The following is a 17821-nucleotide window of genomic DNA, read 5'->3' as shown; positions in this document are numbered from 1 at the left end:
GGTCACGGAATGAACCGCCGCCGCGAGAGAACCGCCCCGACGACCGAGAAACCGCTCGGCCTCGGGCGCGCCATCTCGCGCACTGACCGGCCTCACTGCCGAGCTGGTCGGGCAGAAGGAAGGACTGGGCAAGCGGGTCGGACGCAAGCGCGCACTGGACGAGCGGCGCGCCTCGTGTTTGGCCGCTCAAGAACGTACGGCGGCGAAAATCGTCGAAGAAGCCGAGCGATGCGGCGAAGGCCCAGACCCGAGCCGCCGAGTTCGCGGTGAACGTCGCAACCCAGCAGCGAAGCGAGCCGAGGGCGAGGAACGTCGAGCCGCCGGCCGTGTCCTCTTCGTGGCAAGCCGGAATTCGACGACCGCACGCGGCGCGTGTCACGAGCCGAGGAGGCGATCAAGCAGCGGAACTCCGCAGAAGTCTTCCTCGCCGTCTGCGCCCGGGACCAGCCGGGCTTCGTGGCCCCCGAAGCCGCATACGCCGCATGGCGGGAAGCACGCGCGGTTCTCGAATCCGGTGCCCCGGCACTCGAAATCGAAGCGCTCGCCCGGTTCGACGGCTGCCGATCGCGCGGGACCGCATCAGGTATCCAGGCGACGGCACTGGCCTTCCTTGTCACGACACACGAGTGCGGCCGCCGGGAGGGACCTGCTCCGGCCCCTCCCGACAGCGCCCGAGGGTCAGGACTTGGGCAGCGTCACGCCGTACCTCTTCGCCGACAGCGTGGCCGGGAAGAAGCACGAGGTCTGGGTGTCTCCGCCGGAGAGGGTGCCGAGGCCCTTGCCCCCGTCGTAGGCCGGACCGCCGGAGTCTCCGTGGTCGGAGTGCGCGGTCGTGCAGAACTCGTGGTAGACCGTGTAGCCCTCCGCTTCGAAGGTGTAGTCGACCTTGGTGACCTTGCCCGACGTCACGCCGGAGGTGATCCCGGCGCGCTTCATCTGCTCGCCCACCGTCGCGTCGGCGAACTCGGTGATCTTGGTGCCGTCGTTGATCTCGCTCGGTCCCTCGCCCGAAGCGTTCTCCACGAGCATGTTGTCTTCGTCGGGGAACACCGCGTCGACGGTCTTGCCGTCATTCCACGGACCGCCGCCGCCGAGTTTCTCGCAGTGGCCGGCGGAAAGGAGCAGCTTCTTGCCGTCCTTCTCCACGTTGAACCCGTTGGAACAGGACGCTTGGCCGTTGCTGATCTGGTCGCCGCCCTTGATGAACAACGACATGGCGCCGGGATGGTGTTCGACGCGGACCATGTCGCCGTGCTGGCGGGCGGTCTCCAGCAGCGCGTCCTTCTCCGCCTTCGGGGTGGCGTCGTAGACGTCGACGACGACCTGGTTGCGGGCGAGATCGAGGCCCCAGCCGGCGCTGGGCACACCGCCGGTGGCGTCCAGCTGCTGTTTCACCGAGCCGAGCTGGCCCAGGCTGTACTTCACCACCCTCGCGTTCAGGCCGGAAGCGCGCACCTTGGCCGCGTCGGCGTTGTTCAGCACGGTGACGACCGAAGCGCCACTGTCGTCGAGGTAGTGCCCGCCGGTGGCGGAACCGAGGCTGTTCATGACCGCGGCCGGTGTCGCCGCCGCGGACGCGGCGGGCACGGTGGTCATGGCGAGGGCCAGCGCGCCGAACGAGCCGACGGCGAGAGCGCTCAGCCTGAAACGTGTCGATCGCATGTGTTTCCTCCTGCGCGGAACGGGAGAGAAAGGACGTGCACCGGATGGGGAGTCCGCATCCGGGCCTCCGGATCCGGTGCCGGGCTCGGCTAGCTGCGGAGGCATCCCCTCCCTGGGGCGTCGGGTGACCGGACCGCGGCCATCGGCGGTCCGGGCCGTCTCGTCGTCGAAACGGAACGTGATCAACCTCAGGTTCGTGATTCTCGAACAGATTCGGGCAAGGGCGACACCGACGAAGGTAGGTTCACGTTTGTCGCAATCCCGCACCCGGACGGCGCAGCGGCGGTGCCGGACGCGGCGCGCCCAGCCCGGCCGGCCGGGCTGGGCGTGTGTCCACTTGGGACGAACGCTTCCGTGTCCGGCAGCGGTGTCGCCGAGCACGACACCACCGTCGCCGAAGGCCCGGAACTACCCGTCGACGCTGCCGGAGCACCCGTCGCGCTCCGAACCCGAATATCGAAAGCGTCGATGCGACAGAAATCAGCGGCGAAATCGCCGCCCGCGAAGTCCTGGAGCCACCATCACGGCGAGTTCGCCCTGCCAGGACGAGCTTCGGCGCAGGCGGCGGAGCGCACTGGGCCGTTCGGGCCCTGCTGCCGCAGGCATTTCTGCCGTGGCGGACGCGGCCGGGAGTCGGCGACCCTGCCCTTGTCATGTTCGACAGGGCTTGAGAAAGGACAGCGCTGGTGCGCCGGACAACGAGATGGTGTGCCGTGGCGGCTATGGTCGCGACCACGACACTGACCGGAGTGACGGCCGCTTCGGCCGCGGACACGATGAACTGGGTCTACCGGGCGTACGGCTCGACCGTGGACAAGGCGGTGGCGGCCGTCCAAGCGTTGAAGGCGACATACGGCGGAACCCGCTGCGCTGGCGTCTCCGCCGGAGGAACCCCGATCGGATTCGGCTACGAGGCAGGCATGTCGTGCCAGATCCCCACGTTCAGCACCCAGAACATGCTCTACTGGAGCTTCGGAGCCAGCGGCAACACCGCGGACTCCGCGGAAGCCGCCGCACTCGAGATCGCCCGCAAGTCCGGCGGGCCCGGCACCACGATGTGCTCCGCGTTCGGCGACTCGATCACCGTCGACGGCGGCTTCATGATGTCCATCAGGTGCTACGTGCCCAAGATCGACGTCGACCAGTACCTGCTCTGGCCTTACCTCGGCGCGGGCACCACCATCGACTCGGCGATGAACTCCGCGGTCGCCGGCCTCGGCTCCGGCGACCGCTTCTGCACCGGCGGCCGAGCCACCCCCACCCAGGACGGCAACTGGAAGACCGGGATCCAGTGCTACACGCCGAAATAGCCCGCCCATGACGCCGCCCGCCGCGCCGGTTCTTCCGGATAGCGGCGGCCGCCGCGGTCCCGGGCGCCGGGGCCTGGCGATCAACTCGATCAGCGACTGCCCGTACGGCACGGTCTGGCTGTCCTACGACCTCAACGCGTCCGACGCGCACCCCGTTCATCCCCGGCTGCGGCAAGTTCGAGCTTCCGCCGACGCCGGCACCGAGCGACGGCCGTTTGCTGGCGTGTTGTGGTCAGGGTTGCTCCGGCCTGGCCACAACACTTCGCTTCCGCGATGATCCGCGCACTTGTATCGGGGAACCACGATGCTGCCGAACGACACCCGAGAAACGACGCCGGGAGACCGTTGTCGCGAACCGCCGGCACCGCACGTCATCACCGGCCCTGGGCCGCGGCCAGAGCGGTGCCGGGGTGTCGAACGGAGCGATACCTGAACAGCTCGACGGCCGGTTTTCTGTTTCGGGTCGAACCGCGGGCCAAGAGCCTCGTGGTGCCGAACTGGCAGCACCTGGGACTGGGCACGACGACGGTTTCGCACTATGCCGCAAGCTCCCCGAGCACGGGGACACCCGGCGCGCGGACTGACCGCACTTGATCAGCGAGAACCGGGCGTGGAGCACTTCGCGGCCCCGACCGGGGCCCGCCGGTCGTCGCGTCTGGCGATTCACCGGACGGCAGCAGCCAGCTCCCCGCGCGAGGTGAGCTTGAGTTTCCGCAGCACGCTGGCAACATGCTGCTCCACCGTACGGCGGGAAAGGAACAGCACCTCGGCGATCTCCCGATTCGTATGCCCGTCCGCCAGAAGCCGCGCGACGTCCTGCTCGCGCGGTGACAGTTCGTTGCCATAACCCCGTCTGCCGCGCCGAGACGGGGTTATGGCTCCAGTCGCGCGGTGGGTGTGGCGGCAGCGGGCGGCGGCCCGGGTAGCGCCTAGGCGGGCGAATTCCTCTGCCAGGGCCGGGAAAGCCTCGGCGGCCCCCGGTTCGCCCATCGTCAGCTTGCTGCGCGCGAGCTGTTCTCTGGCCAAAGCAGCCGGATACGGGGCGGGCAGCCGGTCGTAGCCGTCGCTTGCTTCGCGGAAGAACTTCGCTGCGCGCGCGTGGTCGTGACGATGCGCGGAAAGGACGCCGTGGCAAAAGAGCAGCGAGACGGCCGCCAGCGGTGCGTCGAGGTCGCGGATCTTCTGTACGGCCTCGGCGACCAGCGCGGCGGCGGCTCCGATGCGGCCGATGCGGCAGTACGACTCGACGGCGACCGGCAGCAGCTCGCCGGACCAGGACCAGGCTCCTTTGGCGCGCAACAGTTCCAGCCCGAGGTCCGCGCGGGCCACGGCAGCCTCGTCGTCGGAGTGCGACAGCAGCATGCCCGCGATTCCGGCGTGCGCGGCGAGCACCACGGGGGTCACCGCGTTCTCCGGTTCGTCGGGGCCGACCGCGGCGAAATGGGCGGTGGCCCGGTCCCATTCCCCCCTCGCGGTCGCCAGCAGTCCCAGCACCAGGGAAAGCTCGCCGCTCATCGGCAGCAGTTGCCGGTATTCGGCCAGCAGCGAGCGGGCCTTCTCGTCGAGCCCGTTCCAGCGGCCGGTGAGCCAGTCGGTGTGGACGCCGGTGGAGCGTGCGATGCCGATCAGGTACGGCGCGCCGCAGTTCGAGGCGAGTTCGATCGCGCTGCGCACCATGCTGCCCGCGCGCCGGTGGTGGCCGATCCACGCACACGCGTCGGCGACGTTGGCGTGCAACCGGGCCAGCTGGCGTTGCTGTTCGGCCGACGAGACCGCGGTCGGGACGGCGTCCATCGCCGCCAGCGCGCCGGGGTCGCCGATCTGGAGCCGGGACGGGAGGCAGTTCGCCAGGAGGGTCAGCACGAGGGTGCGATCGGTCGTGTTCGCGACGACCTCGTCCACCCGGGCGAGCCAGCGCAGGTGCTCGGCGACCGGGGTGGCCCCGAACCACGGCTGGCCCAGCACCGCTATGCCGCGGCCGGCGAGATCGGGCCGGTGGCCGAGCTCGTGCACGGCGAGCTCGATCTGGGTGCGGGCCGCCTCGATGCCGCCGGCCTGGCGGATCAGCAGCAGCCCGCGGCTGAGCCGGATCTGCCCGCGGTGCGTGCGGGACAGCCGGTCGTCGGACAGCAGCCGTTCCAGCGCGCCCGCCACCTCGTGCTGGGCGGTGCCGTAGTTCGCCAGCTCGCTCAGCTTCACCGCCATCCGGTCCACATCGGAGGAATCGAGTCCCGGTTCCGACAGCAGGGTGCAGAGCAGTTCGGTCGCGGTCGAGAGATCGCCGGCCGAGGTCGCGGCGTCCGCGGCGGCCTCTCCGTAGCGCCGCGCGTCGGCTACCGCGCCTGCCTTTCGGCTGTGCTGGGCCAATCGCGCCAGCGGCACGGGATTCTGTCGGCAGAGCACGGAAACCGCGCGCCGGTGCAGTTCTTGCCGATGGGGGCCGGGGATGGCGTCGTACACCGCCTGTCGCGCGAGCGTGTGCCGGAAGCCGTAGTGGAAATCCGCCAGTTCGACCAGTGCGTGCCGTTCGAGCGCGAGTACGAGCGCTTGTCTGGCCCGCGGTGGCGGCAGCCCCGCCACCGCGCCGAGGAGTTGCGCGGATGCGGGCGCGCCGAATACTGCGGCGGTCTCGGTGATCCGTCTCGCGGGTGCCGGAAGACCGGAAAGCTGTTCGAGCGCGGCTTCGCGGAGCCGCGCGGGCACAGCGACGCTGTCGAGGACACGGCGCGCGGTCATGCGGTCGGCGTGCGCGGCGGACTGCGCGTCCAGCGTGCGCACGGTTTCCTCGATGACGAACGGAATGCCGGCGGTGCGCTCGTGCACCAACGCGGCGAACTCGGCGGACACGCTGCCGCCGAGCAGTTCGCCGGCGAGCAGCCGAGTCTGTTCGGCGTCGAGGGGACGCAGTTCCAGCACCAGATTCGTCACGCCGGCCGCGGGCCGGAAGGCGCTGCCGAGCGGGACGCCGCCCGGGGCCTCCGCTCTGCGGCAGGTCAGAAGCAGGCTCGTGTCCCTCGGCGGCTCGGCCAGGAGAAACCGCAGCAGCCGGCGCGACCCGTCGTCGCACCAGTGCAGGTCTTCGACCACCAGCAGCACCGGTCCGAGCGCGTCGAGGACTTCGCGGACCGCGCGGAAGAGCCGGTGCTGGTCGGCTCGGCGATCGCCCAGCGAGGCCGGGGCCGGGGGAAGGTGCGCGCCGAGTTCGGGCAGGTACGGGCGGAGCGCACCGGTGACGCCGTTGAGCGGTCGCGCGTCGGGCAGGTACCGGTCGGCGTCGCGCAGCGCTTCGAGCACCGCGCCGTGCGGGAACGGCTCGCGCATCGCCTGCCCGCCCCCGGCGAGGACCCGGCGCCCGGTCAGCTCGCGGTGCCGGAGCAATTCCGTGACCAGCCGGGTCTTTCCGACGCCCGCCTCGCCCTCGACCAGCACGACCGACGGCGGCCGGGTGCTGGCCGCGACCAGCGAGCGCAGTTCCTCGGCCCGGCCGACGAGCACGGTGGCGCCCGCCGCGGCGTCGTCGCGCACCATGGCCTCCCGATCCCGGAAAAAGCGGCACAGCACCCAAACCATCCTTCTCGTGTGAACGGAGTTTAGGTCGCGCCGCGTGCGCACGGAACCCGCACGGCCGGTTACCGGACTTTCGTAGGACCGGCGGCCGCGGGCCAATAGTTACGTAGTCCTACGGACCGCAGCCTCGCTTGTTCGGACCGGGCGGGCAGCCGAAGAGTGGTGGCTCTGTGGCTCTCCGTCACAGGAAATCGAGAAGTTTCGGGGTGAGTTCCAGATGCGCGGAAAGGCAACGACGGCTTTGGCGCTCGCCGTGTTCGGCGCGGCGGCGCTGGGCACGGCGGGCGTGGCACAGGCGGCCGAAGGCACCGTGGTAGCGGCGAAACACCACTATGGCGACCAATACATCGTGGCGCTCAAGGACGCTTACGGCGGGCAATCCTCGGCGGCTTCGCTCACGCAGCGTTACGGCGGCGAAGTCCGCTCGACTTACTCGGTCGCGCTCCGCGGGTTCTCCGTGCGCGGGATGACCGACCGGCAGGCGCGCCGGCTCGCCGCCGATCCGGCCGTGCGCACCGTCTACGAGGACGGCACCGCCAGGATCGCCGGCAGCCAGCAGAACCCGACCTGGGGCCTCGACCGGATCGACCAGAAAAACCTGCCGCTCGACCACGCGTACGCCTACCCCAACACCGGCGAAGGCGTCACCGCCTACGACCTCGACACCGGGATCAAGCCGGACAACCCGGAGTACGAGGGCCGCGCGAGCGTCGGCAAGGACTTCGTCGGCGGCGACGGCATCGACTGCAACGGGCACGGTTCGCACACCGCGGGCACGATCGGCAGCAAGACCTACGGCGTGGCGAAGAAGGCGAAGATCGTCGCGCTCAAGGTGCTCGGCAACGACTGTTCCGGCAACGGCCCGGACTCCGCGGCGGTGGACGCGATCGAGTGGGTCACCGCGAACGCGGCCAAGCCCGCCGTGGCGAACATGAGCCTGACCATGGACCAGGTCGGGGTCGGCGACGACGCGATCAAGAAGTCCATCGCTTCCGGCGTGGTCTACTCCGTCGCCGCCGGGAACTCCTCGACCGACGCGTGCGGCACCAGCCCGGCCCGCGTGCCGGAGGCGATCACGGTGAACGCCTCCGACGAGAACGACAACCGGGCGTCGTTCTCGAACTACGGTTCCTGCACCGACATTTTCGCGCCCGGCAACAACATCACGTCCCTCGGGCTGTCCAGCGGCAGCACCGCGAACATGAGCGGGACGTCGATGGCCACGCCGCACGTCACCGGCGCGGCAGCGCTCTACCTCGCCGCCAACCCGGGCGCCACCGCGCAGCAGACGCAAGACGCCCTGGTGTCCGGCGCGGTCGGCGGCGTGATCAAGAACGCGGGCAGCGGTTCGCCGAACAAACTGCTGAATGTCTCCTTCATCGGCGGCACCGGGCCCGCCCCGAAGTGCGGCGTCAAGTCGAACACCACGCCGGTGGCCATTCCGGACGCCGGCGCCGCGGTGACCAGTTCGGTGACCCAGGACAGCTGCGACGGCAAGGCCTCGGCGACCCTCCCGGTGAAGGTGGACATCGCCCACACCTACACCGCGGACCTCGCGGCAGACCTCGTCGGCCCGAGCGGAAAGGTGTACTCGCTGCGCAAGTCCGGCGGGATCGGCGAGGCGGCCGGCGTGCACACCACCTACACCGTGGACGCCTCCGCGGAAGCGGCGAACGGAACGTGGAAGCTGAGCGTCAAGGACGTCAACCGGTTCGACACCGGTTCGATCGAGGGATTCTCGATCACCTTCTGACCCGGGGAGACGGTGCGCCGCGGTCCGGCTGGCCGCGGCGCACCGTGCGGTCACCGGACGGTGAGGGTGTAGGTGGCGCTGCCGCTCTTGCCGTTTCCGTCGGTGGCGGTGACGGTGATCGGGTAGGTGCCCGCCTGGAAGGGCGCGACCACCTGCATCGTCGAGCTGCCGCCGGAGGAAACGGCCTGCGGGTTGAAGAACGGGGCGATCGGCAGCCCGGAACCGGAGGCGGACAGCTTGAGCGAGCCCGTCCCGCCGGTCGCCGACACGGTCACGCTGCTGAACGAACCCGCTCCGGCCGAGCCGCTTCCGGGCGTCACGGCGACCTTGACGTCACCGGCCGGGGCGCCCCTGCCGACGGTGAGCGTGAGCTTCGCGGTGGCGGTGTCCGTGGCGCCCTTGCCGGAAATCGTGACCGGGTAAGAGCCTTCGGGGGTGCTGGCCGCGGTTTCGATGGTCAGCTTGGCGGTGCCGCCCGAAGTGATGCCGGCGGGCTGGAAGGTCGCTTTCGCGCCGCTGGGGAGCCCGGACGCGGTGAGATCGACCTTTTCGGCGCCGTTCTCGCCTGCCTGGCTGGTGACCGTGGCCGAGATGTACTTGCCCGGGTCGACCTGGACCGAACCCGGGCTGACGCCGAGGGAGAAGCTGTCGTTGCCGACGTTCCCGATCTGCTCGGCGACCCAGTCGCCCATGTCGTTGTTGAGCCTGCCGTAGACGCTGTACCACTTGAAGTCGCTGCGGCTCCACGAAGCGACGCCGACCACCTTGCCGTCCACGATCAGCGGGCCGCCGCTGTCGCCGGGCAGGATCGTCGGGTCGCCGTTGGAGTAGCCGGCGCAGATCATCGTGGCGTCCTGGAAACCGGCCCCGACGCCCTGGCAGTTCGAGCCCTCGCGGATCGGCAGCGTCGCTTTGTCGACGGTGACGTCCCGCGAGTCGTCGTTGAAGTCCTTCTTGCCGTAACCGACGCCGACGCCGTTCTTGCCGGGCTGGTTGAGCTCGGTGTCCGCGGAGGTGGCCACCTTGGCGTACTGGCCGTTCGGCACCGGGATGTCCGCGTCCGTGGTCACGATCGCGACGTCGTAGCCCTGGTCGAAGTTCACGTATTTGGGGTGGGTCTCGTAACTGACGACGCCGAGCCGGGTGCCGCCGCCCGCGTTCAGGTCGTCGAGGCCGTACAGGAACGTCTTCTTGCCCTCGGAGGCCTTGCAGTGCGCCGCGATGAGGATCTTGCGCGGCGCGACGACCGAGCCGGTGCAGGTCTGGCCCTGCGGACGCGGGCCGCCCTCGCGCAGCCCGGCGATGATGAACGGGAACTCCGCGACCGAACTGTCCTGCCCGTGGTAGAACTGCGGCCGCATGGCGGGCGGGATGTGCGCGTCTCCGGTCGGGGCCACCGCGGCGGCGTTCGGAGCCGGGTGTGCCGGGTGTGCCGGTTGTGCCGGTTGTGCCGGTTGTGCCGCTTGGGCCGTGCCGTCGAGCAGCGGTGCGGAGAGGACGGCCAGCCCGGCGGCCAGCAAGCCCAGTGTCCGGTGGGGTCTCTTCACAGCGGTTTCCTTTCCTAGGACTGGAAAGTCACCTTCCGGTGCCCGGCCGCGCGGTCGCAATCCGGGAACCGGACCGTAGGGGTACGGATCTATCTCCGCTCCGGCCGCTCGAAGCACGGGGTCGTGAAGCACTCCGCCGCAGCGGTTCGGTGTTCCGGAATGCGAGGAATATTCCCGCGGACCCTCGATTCCGCTCTGCCGAGCCTCAGCAATCCGCAAGTTTCCCGCCGCCGGCCCCGGACCGGCCTAGAGCGGCGGCATCGGACCATGAGGGAGAACAGCGGGCCAACGGGGGGAATCATGCGGGAAGCATTCGTCATCCTGGGTGGGGTCGTCATCGTTCTGCTCGCAGCGGGGCTGATCTCGGCCTCGAAGGATATCGGCCGCAGGGGGCAGCCGAGCGCCGCGGGCCGCCCGGGCAAGCGGGACGGGGCGGCTCCCAGCGCGGCTACCTGAGGTCCAGGACCGGCGGCCGCGAACGGAAATCGCGAAAACGAGGGGGAGTGCGGCGCACTCGCGTCATTCCCTCCCGGCGCGGACGATCGCCGGGGACGGGCGAACACGACCTCGCGGCCGCCGGGCAGCCGCACCAGCCGGTGGAGGCCGGGCCGTCGTGCCAGGAAGCGAAAGCGATCATGATCGGGTCTCGGTTGCCGGCGAGCGGAAGGAGACTGCAAGCGGCCGGGAAAGAAACTGTCACGACACGAAAAGCGCCGCGTTCATGCGATCGGCTGGGCGTTTTTCACCATGCCGAGATCCATTGTTGCGCATGGGGGGTCATCGTGAGATCGCTCGGTTCCGCCGTCCCGGTAATCAATGGGGAAACGTCCTCCGGGTCCGGTAGGTTGCCGGACGTCTCGGTGCGCCGGGAACGACGGCCCGTGAGATTGGGTCCGGTACGAGGGGAATCAGACGCACCAGGGTTTTGTCCTGTCCATCGGCCGGGCGGCCGTGGCGATCGCCGCTGTCGCCGGACTGGCGGCGTGTTCGTCGGAGACCGCCGCGCGCGCCGAGGTGTTCGGTGCGGCCGGGTATCGCGGCATCGCCGCGAGGATGGCCGAGGAAGCGGCTCTCGCCACCGGGAAGCTCGCCAGCGCGCCGGTGTCCGCGCTGGAGGGCTGCACGGTCCTGAGCTGGCAGGGCGGTCCTGCGCTGGGCCAGGCCCAGCTGGCGGCCGACTCCGCGCTGGCGAGTGCCGGCCTGGCGGGCAAGCGGGAGGAGCGCGACAAGGCGTTCGCCGCGGCAGGCGGCGCGTCGTTCGGCAAGAACGGCTTGCACGAGCTGGGCGCGCCGCCCGACGCCAGGACCGCGGAGGGCATCGGCGTCGGATCGCCGCTGGCCGACCTGCACAAGGCGTACGACGCGCGCGGTCTGAAGCTCGGCGCGGCCGGGCGGTTCGAGCCGCCCGTCGCGGAGAAGCCGGGCTGGCGCTTCGAGTTCACTCCCGCGGCCGACGGCACGGTCGGCGGAGTGGCGATCTCCGACGGCGTCGTGAAATGCCGGTGACGTCCCGCGCGCTTTTGAGTCCATAGTGGAGGGATGAACGCCTCCTCGCCGCCCTGGGCGAGGAGGCCTTCGCTTTCACACCGCGGGGCTGCTCCCCCGCCGCCCCCTCGTATTCGGCCGGATCAGGAAACGACCTCCGCCATCCCCGCCCCGTCGATCGCGGAGGCGGCGAGTGCGCGCATGCGGCGGAGCAGGCGGGACGTCACCGGGCGGACCAGCGGGTGGACGCCGCCGTTCGCCTCGGCGGCCTGGTGCCACTTCGCCAGGCGAGCCTGCCGGACGCCGGGGTCGGCCAGTTCGGCGCACTCGAGGGTGTCGGTGTTCAGGTCGACGGTGATCGTGTCGCCGTCTTCGACGAGGGCGATGGGCCCGCCGAGCGCGGCCTCCGGGCCGACGTGCCCGATGACCAGGCCGACCGATCCTCCGGAGAACCGCGCGTCGGTCATCAGCGCGACGGAGATGCCTTTCCGCCGGCACAGCGCGGTGATGCGGGAGGTCGGGTCGAGCATTTCGGGCATGCCCGGAGCGCCCCTGGGCCCTTCGTAGCGGATGACGACCATGTCCCGGTCCGCGAACTCGTCCGGCGTCTCGACGAGCGCCCGCAGCAGAGCCTGCTCGCTGTCGAAAACCCGCGCCCGTCCCTCGAACCGTCCGTCGACGACACCGGTCTCGACCCCGGCCAGCTTGATCACCGCACCGCCGTCGGGGGCGAGGTTGCCCGACAGCAGCCGCAGGCCGCCCGTGGGCTTGAACGGCTCGGTGACAGGGAAGACCACCCGCCGGTCCGGGGCGGGCGGGGCGAGCCGTTCGACCTGCTCGGCGAGCGTCTCGCCGGTGCAGGTCAGGGCGGAGCCGTCGAGCAGGTCGTGCCGGAGCAGTTCCGCCACCACCGCCTGGAGGCCGCCGGCCTCGTCGATGTCCACCATGCTGTACTGCCCGAACGGCCGGGCGTCGACGAGCACCGGGACGGTCCGGGAGAGCCGGTTGAACTCCTGCTGCGTCATGACCTCGGACCAGAAGTCGAGGCCGGCCGCGCGGGCGATCTCCGGCGCGTGCAGGACCACGTTCGTCGAGCCGCCCAGCGCGATCGCCACGACGGCGGCGTTGCGGAACGCGACCGGGGCGGCCAGCCGCCGCGGCGTGATCCCCCGCTGCGTCATGATTTCCAGGCAGTCCACGATCTGTCCGGGGAATTCCCCGGTCCGGCGCGGATCCTCGGACGCGGGCGACACCATGTGCAGCGGCTCCAGCCCCAGCACGGCGATGAAGGACTGCATCGTGTTGTAGGTGAAGATCCCGCCGCAGCTGCCGTGCCCGGGACACGCGTTGCGCGCCCACCGCTCGCGTTTGGCCGCGTCCGGGTCCCCGGCGACCTGGAAGCAGCTGACCAGGTCGATCCTTTCCCCGGTCTCGGGGTCCGTGCCCGGCCGGATGGACCCGTCGGACACCACCACCGCGGGCACGTCGCGCTCCAGGATCGCCGCCGTGGCCCCGACCGGAGGCTTGTCGCAGGCCACCACGGCGACGGCTCCCCGGATCTCGCTGCCCTCGAAATGCAGCGACAGCCCGTCGTTCGCCGTCTCGCGGCCGATCAGCGAGTACCGCATCTGCGGCGTGCCGTTGCGCTGGCCGTCCGAGATCCCGCCCGAGTAGTTCGGGGCCAGCAGCCGGACGGGCAGGTCGCGCTCGCGGATCCGGCGCGCCAGTGCTTCGTGGATCGCCTCGACTTTGTCCGTGACGCCGAGGTAGCAGACGCTGTCGCCCAAGGTGCCCACGACGCCCCAGGCGTCCCCGTGGATCTTGTCCACGTCCTGGCCCAGCGAGCGGGCCGTGGCCACCGCCTGGCAGTCCTGGCCCGGACGCCACGGATCCCGGCGGCTCGACTCGTCCATCAGCGCTCCCGTCGTCGACACGATCGTCACCATCGTCGCAGATCCGGCCGGGCTCGCAGCCCGGGCGAGGCGGGGCAGGCCGGGCGAACCGGATCAGTCGAGCGGGCCGGGACCGGAGACGATGACGATGCGGCCCGCCCCTTGTGCGCGCATCCCGGGCAGGACCGAGCACCCTTTCGCCACAGGTCAGGGCTCCCACGCGACGGGCAGCTGGTGCACGCCGTAGATGAGCATGTCGGTGCGCATCGCGATCTCCGAAACAGGCACGGCAAGGCGCAGCGACGGGAACCGGGTCAGCAGAGCGGGCAGGGCGACCCGCAGCTGGACGCGGGCGAGTTGCTGCCCGAGGCACTGGTGGATGCCGTGGCCGAAGGCGACGTGCCCGCTCGGCTTGCGGCGCAGGTCGAGGTCGTCCGGTGCGGGAAAGTGCGCGGGGTCGTGGTTGGCGGCGGGCAGCGAGATGGTGACCGACTCGCCCGCGCGCACCTGTTCGCCGGCGAGTTCGACGTCTTCCAGCGCGGTGCGCACGGTGAACGGGATGATGCTCAGGTAGCGCAGCAGTTCTTCGACCGCGTTGCCGGCCAGCTCAGGATCGGCGCGCAGCAGCGCGAGCTGGCCGGGATGTTCGAGCAGGGCGAAGACGCCCAGTGCGAGCATGTTCGTGGTGGTGTCCAGGCCCGCGCCCAGCAAGGTGAAGCCGATGTTGACCAGTTCGGTGTCGGTGAGATCGCTGCCGGTCAGGTCGCTGAGCAGGTCGTCGGCGGGGGCTTTTCGCTTGGCTGCCACCAGTTCGCCGATGACGCCGTGGACCGCGGCGTAGGCCGCGCGGGTGTGCTCGGGAGTGCTGTCCAGCCGGAACAGGGTGAGCGCCTGCTGCTGGAACCGGTCCCGCTCGGCGTAGGGAACCCCGAGCAGTTCGCAGATCGTCTGCGCCGGCAGCGGCCGCGCCAGGGCCGGGACCACATCCGCCGGGCTGCCGCGCTCGGCCATGGCGTCCAGGCATCCGTCCGCGACGGCCTGGATCCGCTCGGTCAGCCGGCGCATCCGGCGGACGGTGAACTGGCCGGCGAGCAGCCGCCGGTAGCGGGTGTGCTCGGGTGCGTCCATGCTGGCGAACATGCCCGGCGGCGCAGGCTGATCGCCGGCGGGAGCACCGGAGATCGGCAGGTGCCGCACTTCGGCTCGCGCGCTGAACCGGCGGTCGGCCAGTACCTCGCGGGCCAGGGCGTGCCCGGTCACCAGCCATCCGGCGTGGCCGTCCGGGTAGTCCAACCGGCTGAGCGGACTCTTCTCGCGCAGTTCGGCCAGCCCGCGCGGCGGGTCGAACGGCAGGCCGGCCGGACGCTCGGCCGGCAGCGTGCTGGTCATCGCCAGCTCCCTTCCCGTGAACCTCTTGCGGGAAACAGTAGGACGATGTTTTAGTGAGCCGCAAACACAGAATCTGCATATACGCAGGCAGAAGCCCTGCTATCGATGCATTGGCCTGAAGATGAATGCACCGGACGGGCTCTGGGACAAGCAAGGCGGAGACGATCTGATGCCATCCGGCAGGTTGAGCTACCCGGAACGACTGCGCGTCGCGGCCGGGGTGGCGGACGGACTGAGCTACGCCGAGATCGGCCGCAGGCTGGGCAGGTCGAAGTCGACGGTGATCCGCGAGGTCGCCCGCAACGGCGGGGCACACGGCTACCGGGCCGACCGAGCCGAGCAGGCCGCCCGGCTGCGGGCGCGGCGCCGGGCCCCCGCCGCGCCGCCGGTCCCCCCTCCCCGGGCCGCGGCCGATCCGCAGACCCGAAGCGACTTCGAGACGCGGTTCGCGCGGATGGCCGCCCAGACCGGGATGCCGTCGATGATGGCACGGGTTCTGATCTGCCTGTTCACCGCCGAGTCGGGCAGCCGGACGGCGGCCGAACTCGCCGCCCGGCTGCGCGTCAGCCCGGCATCGGTCTCCAAGGCGGTGGGCTGGCTCGAAGAACGGGGCATGCTGCGCCGCGAGCGGAACGGCCGCCGCGAGCATTACCTGATCGAGGACGACGTGTGGCAGCAGGCATGGCTGGCCAGTATGGAAGGCATCGCCCAGTGGGCGGGCTTCACCCGCCAAGGCGCCGAACTGTTCGGCGGGGACACCGTGGTCGGCGCCCGGCTGCTCGCGACCAGTCACTGGCTTCAGCACATCCGGCAGGACATGATCGAGGCCGCCGAACAGTGGCGGCAGGCCGCGCCGTGACGACGGCGGTCAGCCCTTGACCTCAAGTCGAGGAGAGATACCAGAGTGGCCGCACGACCGTTTGGCTGTGCCGAACGTGCGGGGTCGAACACCCGGACACCGAAAAGCCGCCCGCCGGGATCTGCCGGATCCGCGCGGACGAACGACAATACGTCCGCGCCTCCGGGCAGGGGCGGACCACGATGGACGAACTGGCGGCCCTCCCGCACGAACTGGTCCGCGAAGAACCGGAACCGGGAATCCACCGCCCGCATCGCGAACCGGAGTCCGGCATCGGCCAGCGGACCTGCCTGGTCCGGACCGAAGCGGGCACCCTGCTGCCGGATCCGCCCAACGCTCTCGGCCGGCCGCAGCTCGACAAGATCGCCGAACTCGGCGGAGCAGCGGCGATCGTGGCCAGCCACCCGCACCTGCAGGGCTCGCAGGCGGCCCTGAGCCGCCGTCTCGGGAACGTCCCCGGTGCTGGTGCATTCCGCGGACCGGCAATGGGTGCAGCGAGAAGACCCGGTGATCCGCGAATGGCACGGCGCCGAAGGGGTCCTGCCCGGGATCACCCTGGTCGAAGCGGGCGGCATTTCCCGGCACCGCCGTCGCGCACATCGCGACGGAGAAGGGCGCGCCGCTCGTCGGCGACACCATCGTGCCGGTCGCCACGCCGGGCTGGGTGACGTTCATGCGCAGCTGCCCAACCAGATCCCGCTCTCCGCCGGGCTCGTGCTTACGCGTTCGACCGCGCAGCGCCACATCGACTGGGTCGACGGCATGAACGACCATCTCAGATGACTGCGTTACGACGTCTCTTCCGCCGGTCGCGGAAACCTTTCCGATTTGCTTAGCCGCGAAGGTCAATAGCGCGTCAAAAGCGTCCGCTCCCGGGCACCTGCCCTTGGGTGATCCGGTAACCGCCGTCCAGCAGAATGAAATTGTCCCGGGGGGCCACGAGCGCGACCGGGCCGAGCCATCAGGAGAACGTTCGGCTGAGCGGTGCGTAGTCGAGCTGGAAAAGCAGCTCGTTACACCTTCTGGCACCCCGGTTAAAGGGAAAAAGCGAAAAGATACTTGCGCACCGGGTGGGCCGCCGACACGTGCAGCTGCCGCACAGCAATTACTGACTCGCACACAGCAATCTCGAACGTTGAGGCGGGCCCCGCCCGGTCCTACGGTTCGGTGCGTGGCTGACTTTTCTGCGGGCGAGACGCCCGTCCCCGAACGCTTCGCCGTTCGCGTCGACGACGCGGACCTCGCCGATCTGCGGACCAGGCTGGACCAGGTCCGGCTGCCCGAGCACGAGACCGTGCCGGACGCGTCCCAGGGAATCCAGCTGGCGCGGCTGTCGACCCTGCTGACGGCTTGGCGCGAGCACGACTGGCCCGCGCGGCAGGAGCGGTGGAACGCCATCCCCCACTACCGGATCGTTCTCGACGGCTTGGGGATCGCCTTCTGGCACGTGCGTTCCCCCGAGCCGCACGCGCTCCCGCTGGTGCTGACGCACGGCTGGCCCGGTTCGGTTCTCGAGTTCGAGGACGTCATCGGCCCGCTGAGCGATCCGGTCGCGCACGGCGGTTCCGCGCGCGACGCCTTCCACCTGGTGATTCCCGCGCTGCCGGGATTCGGGTTCAGCGACCGGCCGCGGGAGCGGGGATGGCATCCCGGCCGTACCGCACGGGCGTGGGCGCAGTTGATGACCGTGCTCGGCTATCCGCGATTCGGCGCGCACGGCGGGGATTGGGGCGCGTTCGTGAGCACCGAACTCGCGCGCCTCGTGCCCGAGCGCGTCGCGGGCCTGCACCTGACGATGCCGATCGCCTCGCCCGTGCCCGACGACCTGCTCGCGCCCAGCCCCGCCGAACAACGCGTCCTGGACCGGCGAAACCTGCACCTCGCCGACGGCTACGGCTTCGGGATGCAAATGAGCACCCGGCCGCAGACCCTGGGCTATTCGCTGCTCGACTCGCCCGCCGGGCTGGCCGCGTGGCTGGGCGAGAAATTCGCCGCCTACTCCGATACCCGGCCCGAATCCGGCGGCGGGGTAAGCATTTCGCAGCAGATCGACACCATCGCCCTGTACTGGCTGACCGGCACCGGCGCGTCCTCTTCGCGCTGGTACTGGGAGGCGATGCGCTGGGTGGCCCGCGGCGCGGAAGCGGAGAACGCGCAGCCGGTGACCGTGCCGACCGCCTGCTCGATCTTCCCGGCCGACCCCTGGCCGGCCGTCCGCCGCTGGGCCGAACGCCGCTACCTCGACCTGCGCTCCTGGCACGAACTCGACCGCGGCGGCCACTTCCCCGGGCTGGAGCAGCCCGACCTGCTGGTGTCCGAGATCCGGGAAGCGTTCCGGCAGCAGCGCAAGCCCTGAT

The 17821-nt window shown here is 70.5% G+C and carries 11 protein-coding genes; 6 read left to right on the top strand and 5 right to left on the bottom strand.

Going from position 1 to position 17821, the window contains the following annotated elements; translation table 11 throughout:
* Positions 1-678: 678 nt before the first annotated feature.
* Positions 679-1662, bottom strand: a complete 984-nt coding sequence (locus tag A4R44_RS28725; protein WP_067587488.1) for a S1 family peptidase — start codon at positions 1660-1662, stop codon at positions 679-681.
* A 713-nt stretch (positions 1663-2375) separates the two neighbouring features.
* Here A4R44_RS28725 and A4R44_RS28720 point away from each other — a divergent pair.
* Complete coding sequence (locus A4R44_RS28720) at positions 2376-2972, top strand: hypothetical protein (RefSeq protein ID WP_157905017.1); 597 nt, start codon at positions 2376-2378, stop codon at positions 2970-2972.
* 663 nt (positions 2973-3635) lie between these two features.
* On the opposite strand, the gene A4R44_RS28710 is transcribed toward A4R44_RS28720, so the two are convergent.
* Complete coding sequence (locus tag A4R44_RS28710) at positions 3636-6533, bottom strand: AAA family ATPase (protein ID WP_232791821.1); 2898 nt, start codon at positions 6531-6533, stop codon at positions 3636-3638.
* A 223-nt stretch (positions 6534-6756) separates the two neighbouring features.
* On the opposite strand from A4R44_RS28710, the gene A4R44_RS28705 reads away from it, so the two are divergent.
* A complete protein-coding gene (locus A4R44_RS28705; protein ID WP_067587480.1) occupies positions 6757-8292 on the top strand; it encodes a S8 family serine peptidase in 1536 nt (511 codons plus the stop codon).
* A 50-nt stretch (positions 8293-8342) separates the two neighbouring features.
* Here the strand turns inward: A4R44_RS28705 and A4R44_RS28700 are convergent, their stop codons facing one another.
* Positions 8343-9839: a trypsin-like serine protease gene (locus A4R44_RS28700; RefSeq protein ID WP_232791820.1), complete on the bottom strand. Its 1497-nt coding sequence runs from the start codon at positions 9837-9839 to the stop codon at positions 8343-8345.
* 951 nt (positions 9840-10790) lie between these two features.
* On the opposite strand from A4R44_RS28700, the gene A4R44_RS28695 reads away from it, so the two are divergent.
* On the top strand, positions 10791-11345 hold the full coding sequence (locus A4R44_RS28695) for a hypothetical protein (RefSeq protein WP_232791819.1): 555 nt from the start codon (positions 10791-10793) through the stop codon (positions 11343-11345).
* Between the two features lie 122 nt (positions 11346-11467).
* Here A4R44_RS28695 and A4R44_RS28690 read toward each other — a convergent pair whose 3' ends face one another.
* A complete protein-coding gene (locus A4R44_RS28690; protein ID WP_232791818.1) occupies positions 11468-13258 on the bottom strand; it encodes a dihydroxy-acid dehydratase in 1791 nt (596 codons plus the stop codon).
* A gap of 165 nt (positions 13259-13423) precedes the next feature.
* The gene (locus tag A4R44_RS28685) at positions 13424-14605 is read right to left on the bottom strand and encodes a cytochrome P450 (RefSeq protein ID WP_067587477.1); all 1182 of its coding nucleotides are present in this window, start codon (positions 14603-14605) and stop codon (positions 13424-13426) included.
* 169 nt (positions 14606-14774) lie between these two features.
* Between A4R44_RS28685 and A4R44_RS28680 the strand changes: the two genes are divergently transcribed.
* The 3 genes from A4R44_RS28680 (at position 14775) to A4R44_RS28670 (ending at position 17820) form a co-directional block, all read left to right on the top strand.
* Positions 14775-15464, top strand: coding sequence for a GbsR/MarR family transcriptional regulator (locus A4R44_RS28680; protein ID WP_067587810.1), 690 nt, complete (start codon positions 14775-14777; stop codon positions 15462-15464).
* A 459-nt stretch (positions 15465-15923) separates the two neighbouring features.
* Entirely contained in the window at positions 15924-16247 is a 324-nt protein-coding gene (locus tag A4R44_RS50895; protein ID WP_232791817.1) for a hypothetical protein, read from the top strand.
* Positions 16248-16635: 388 nt separating this feature from the next.
* Complete coding sequence (locus A4R44_RS28670) at positions 16636-17820, top strand: epoxide hydrolase family protein (RefSeq protein WP_067587474.1); 1185 nt, start codon at positions 16636-16638, stop codon at positions 17818-17820.
* Position 17821: the final 1 nt, after the last annotated feature.

The sequence above is a fragment of the Amycolatopsis sp. M39 genome, assembly GCF_001651785.1.
Classification (GTDB): domain Bacteria; phylum Actinomycetota; class Actinomycetes; order Mycobacteriales; family Pseudonocardiaceae; genus Amycolatopsis; species Amycolatopsis rubida.
This window is presented reverse-complemented; position numbering and strand designations above follow the sequence as displayed.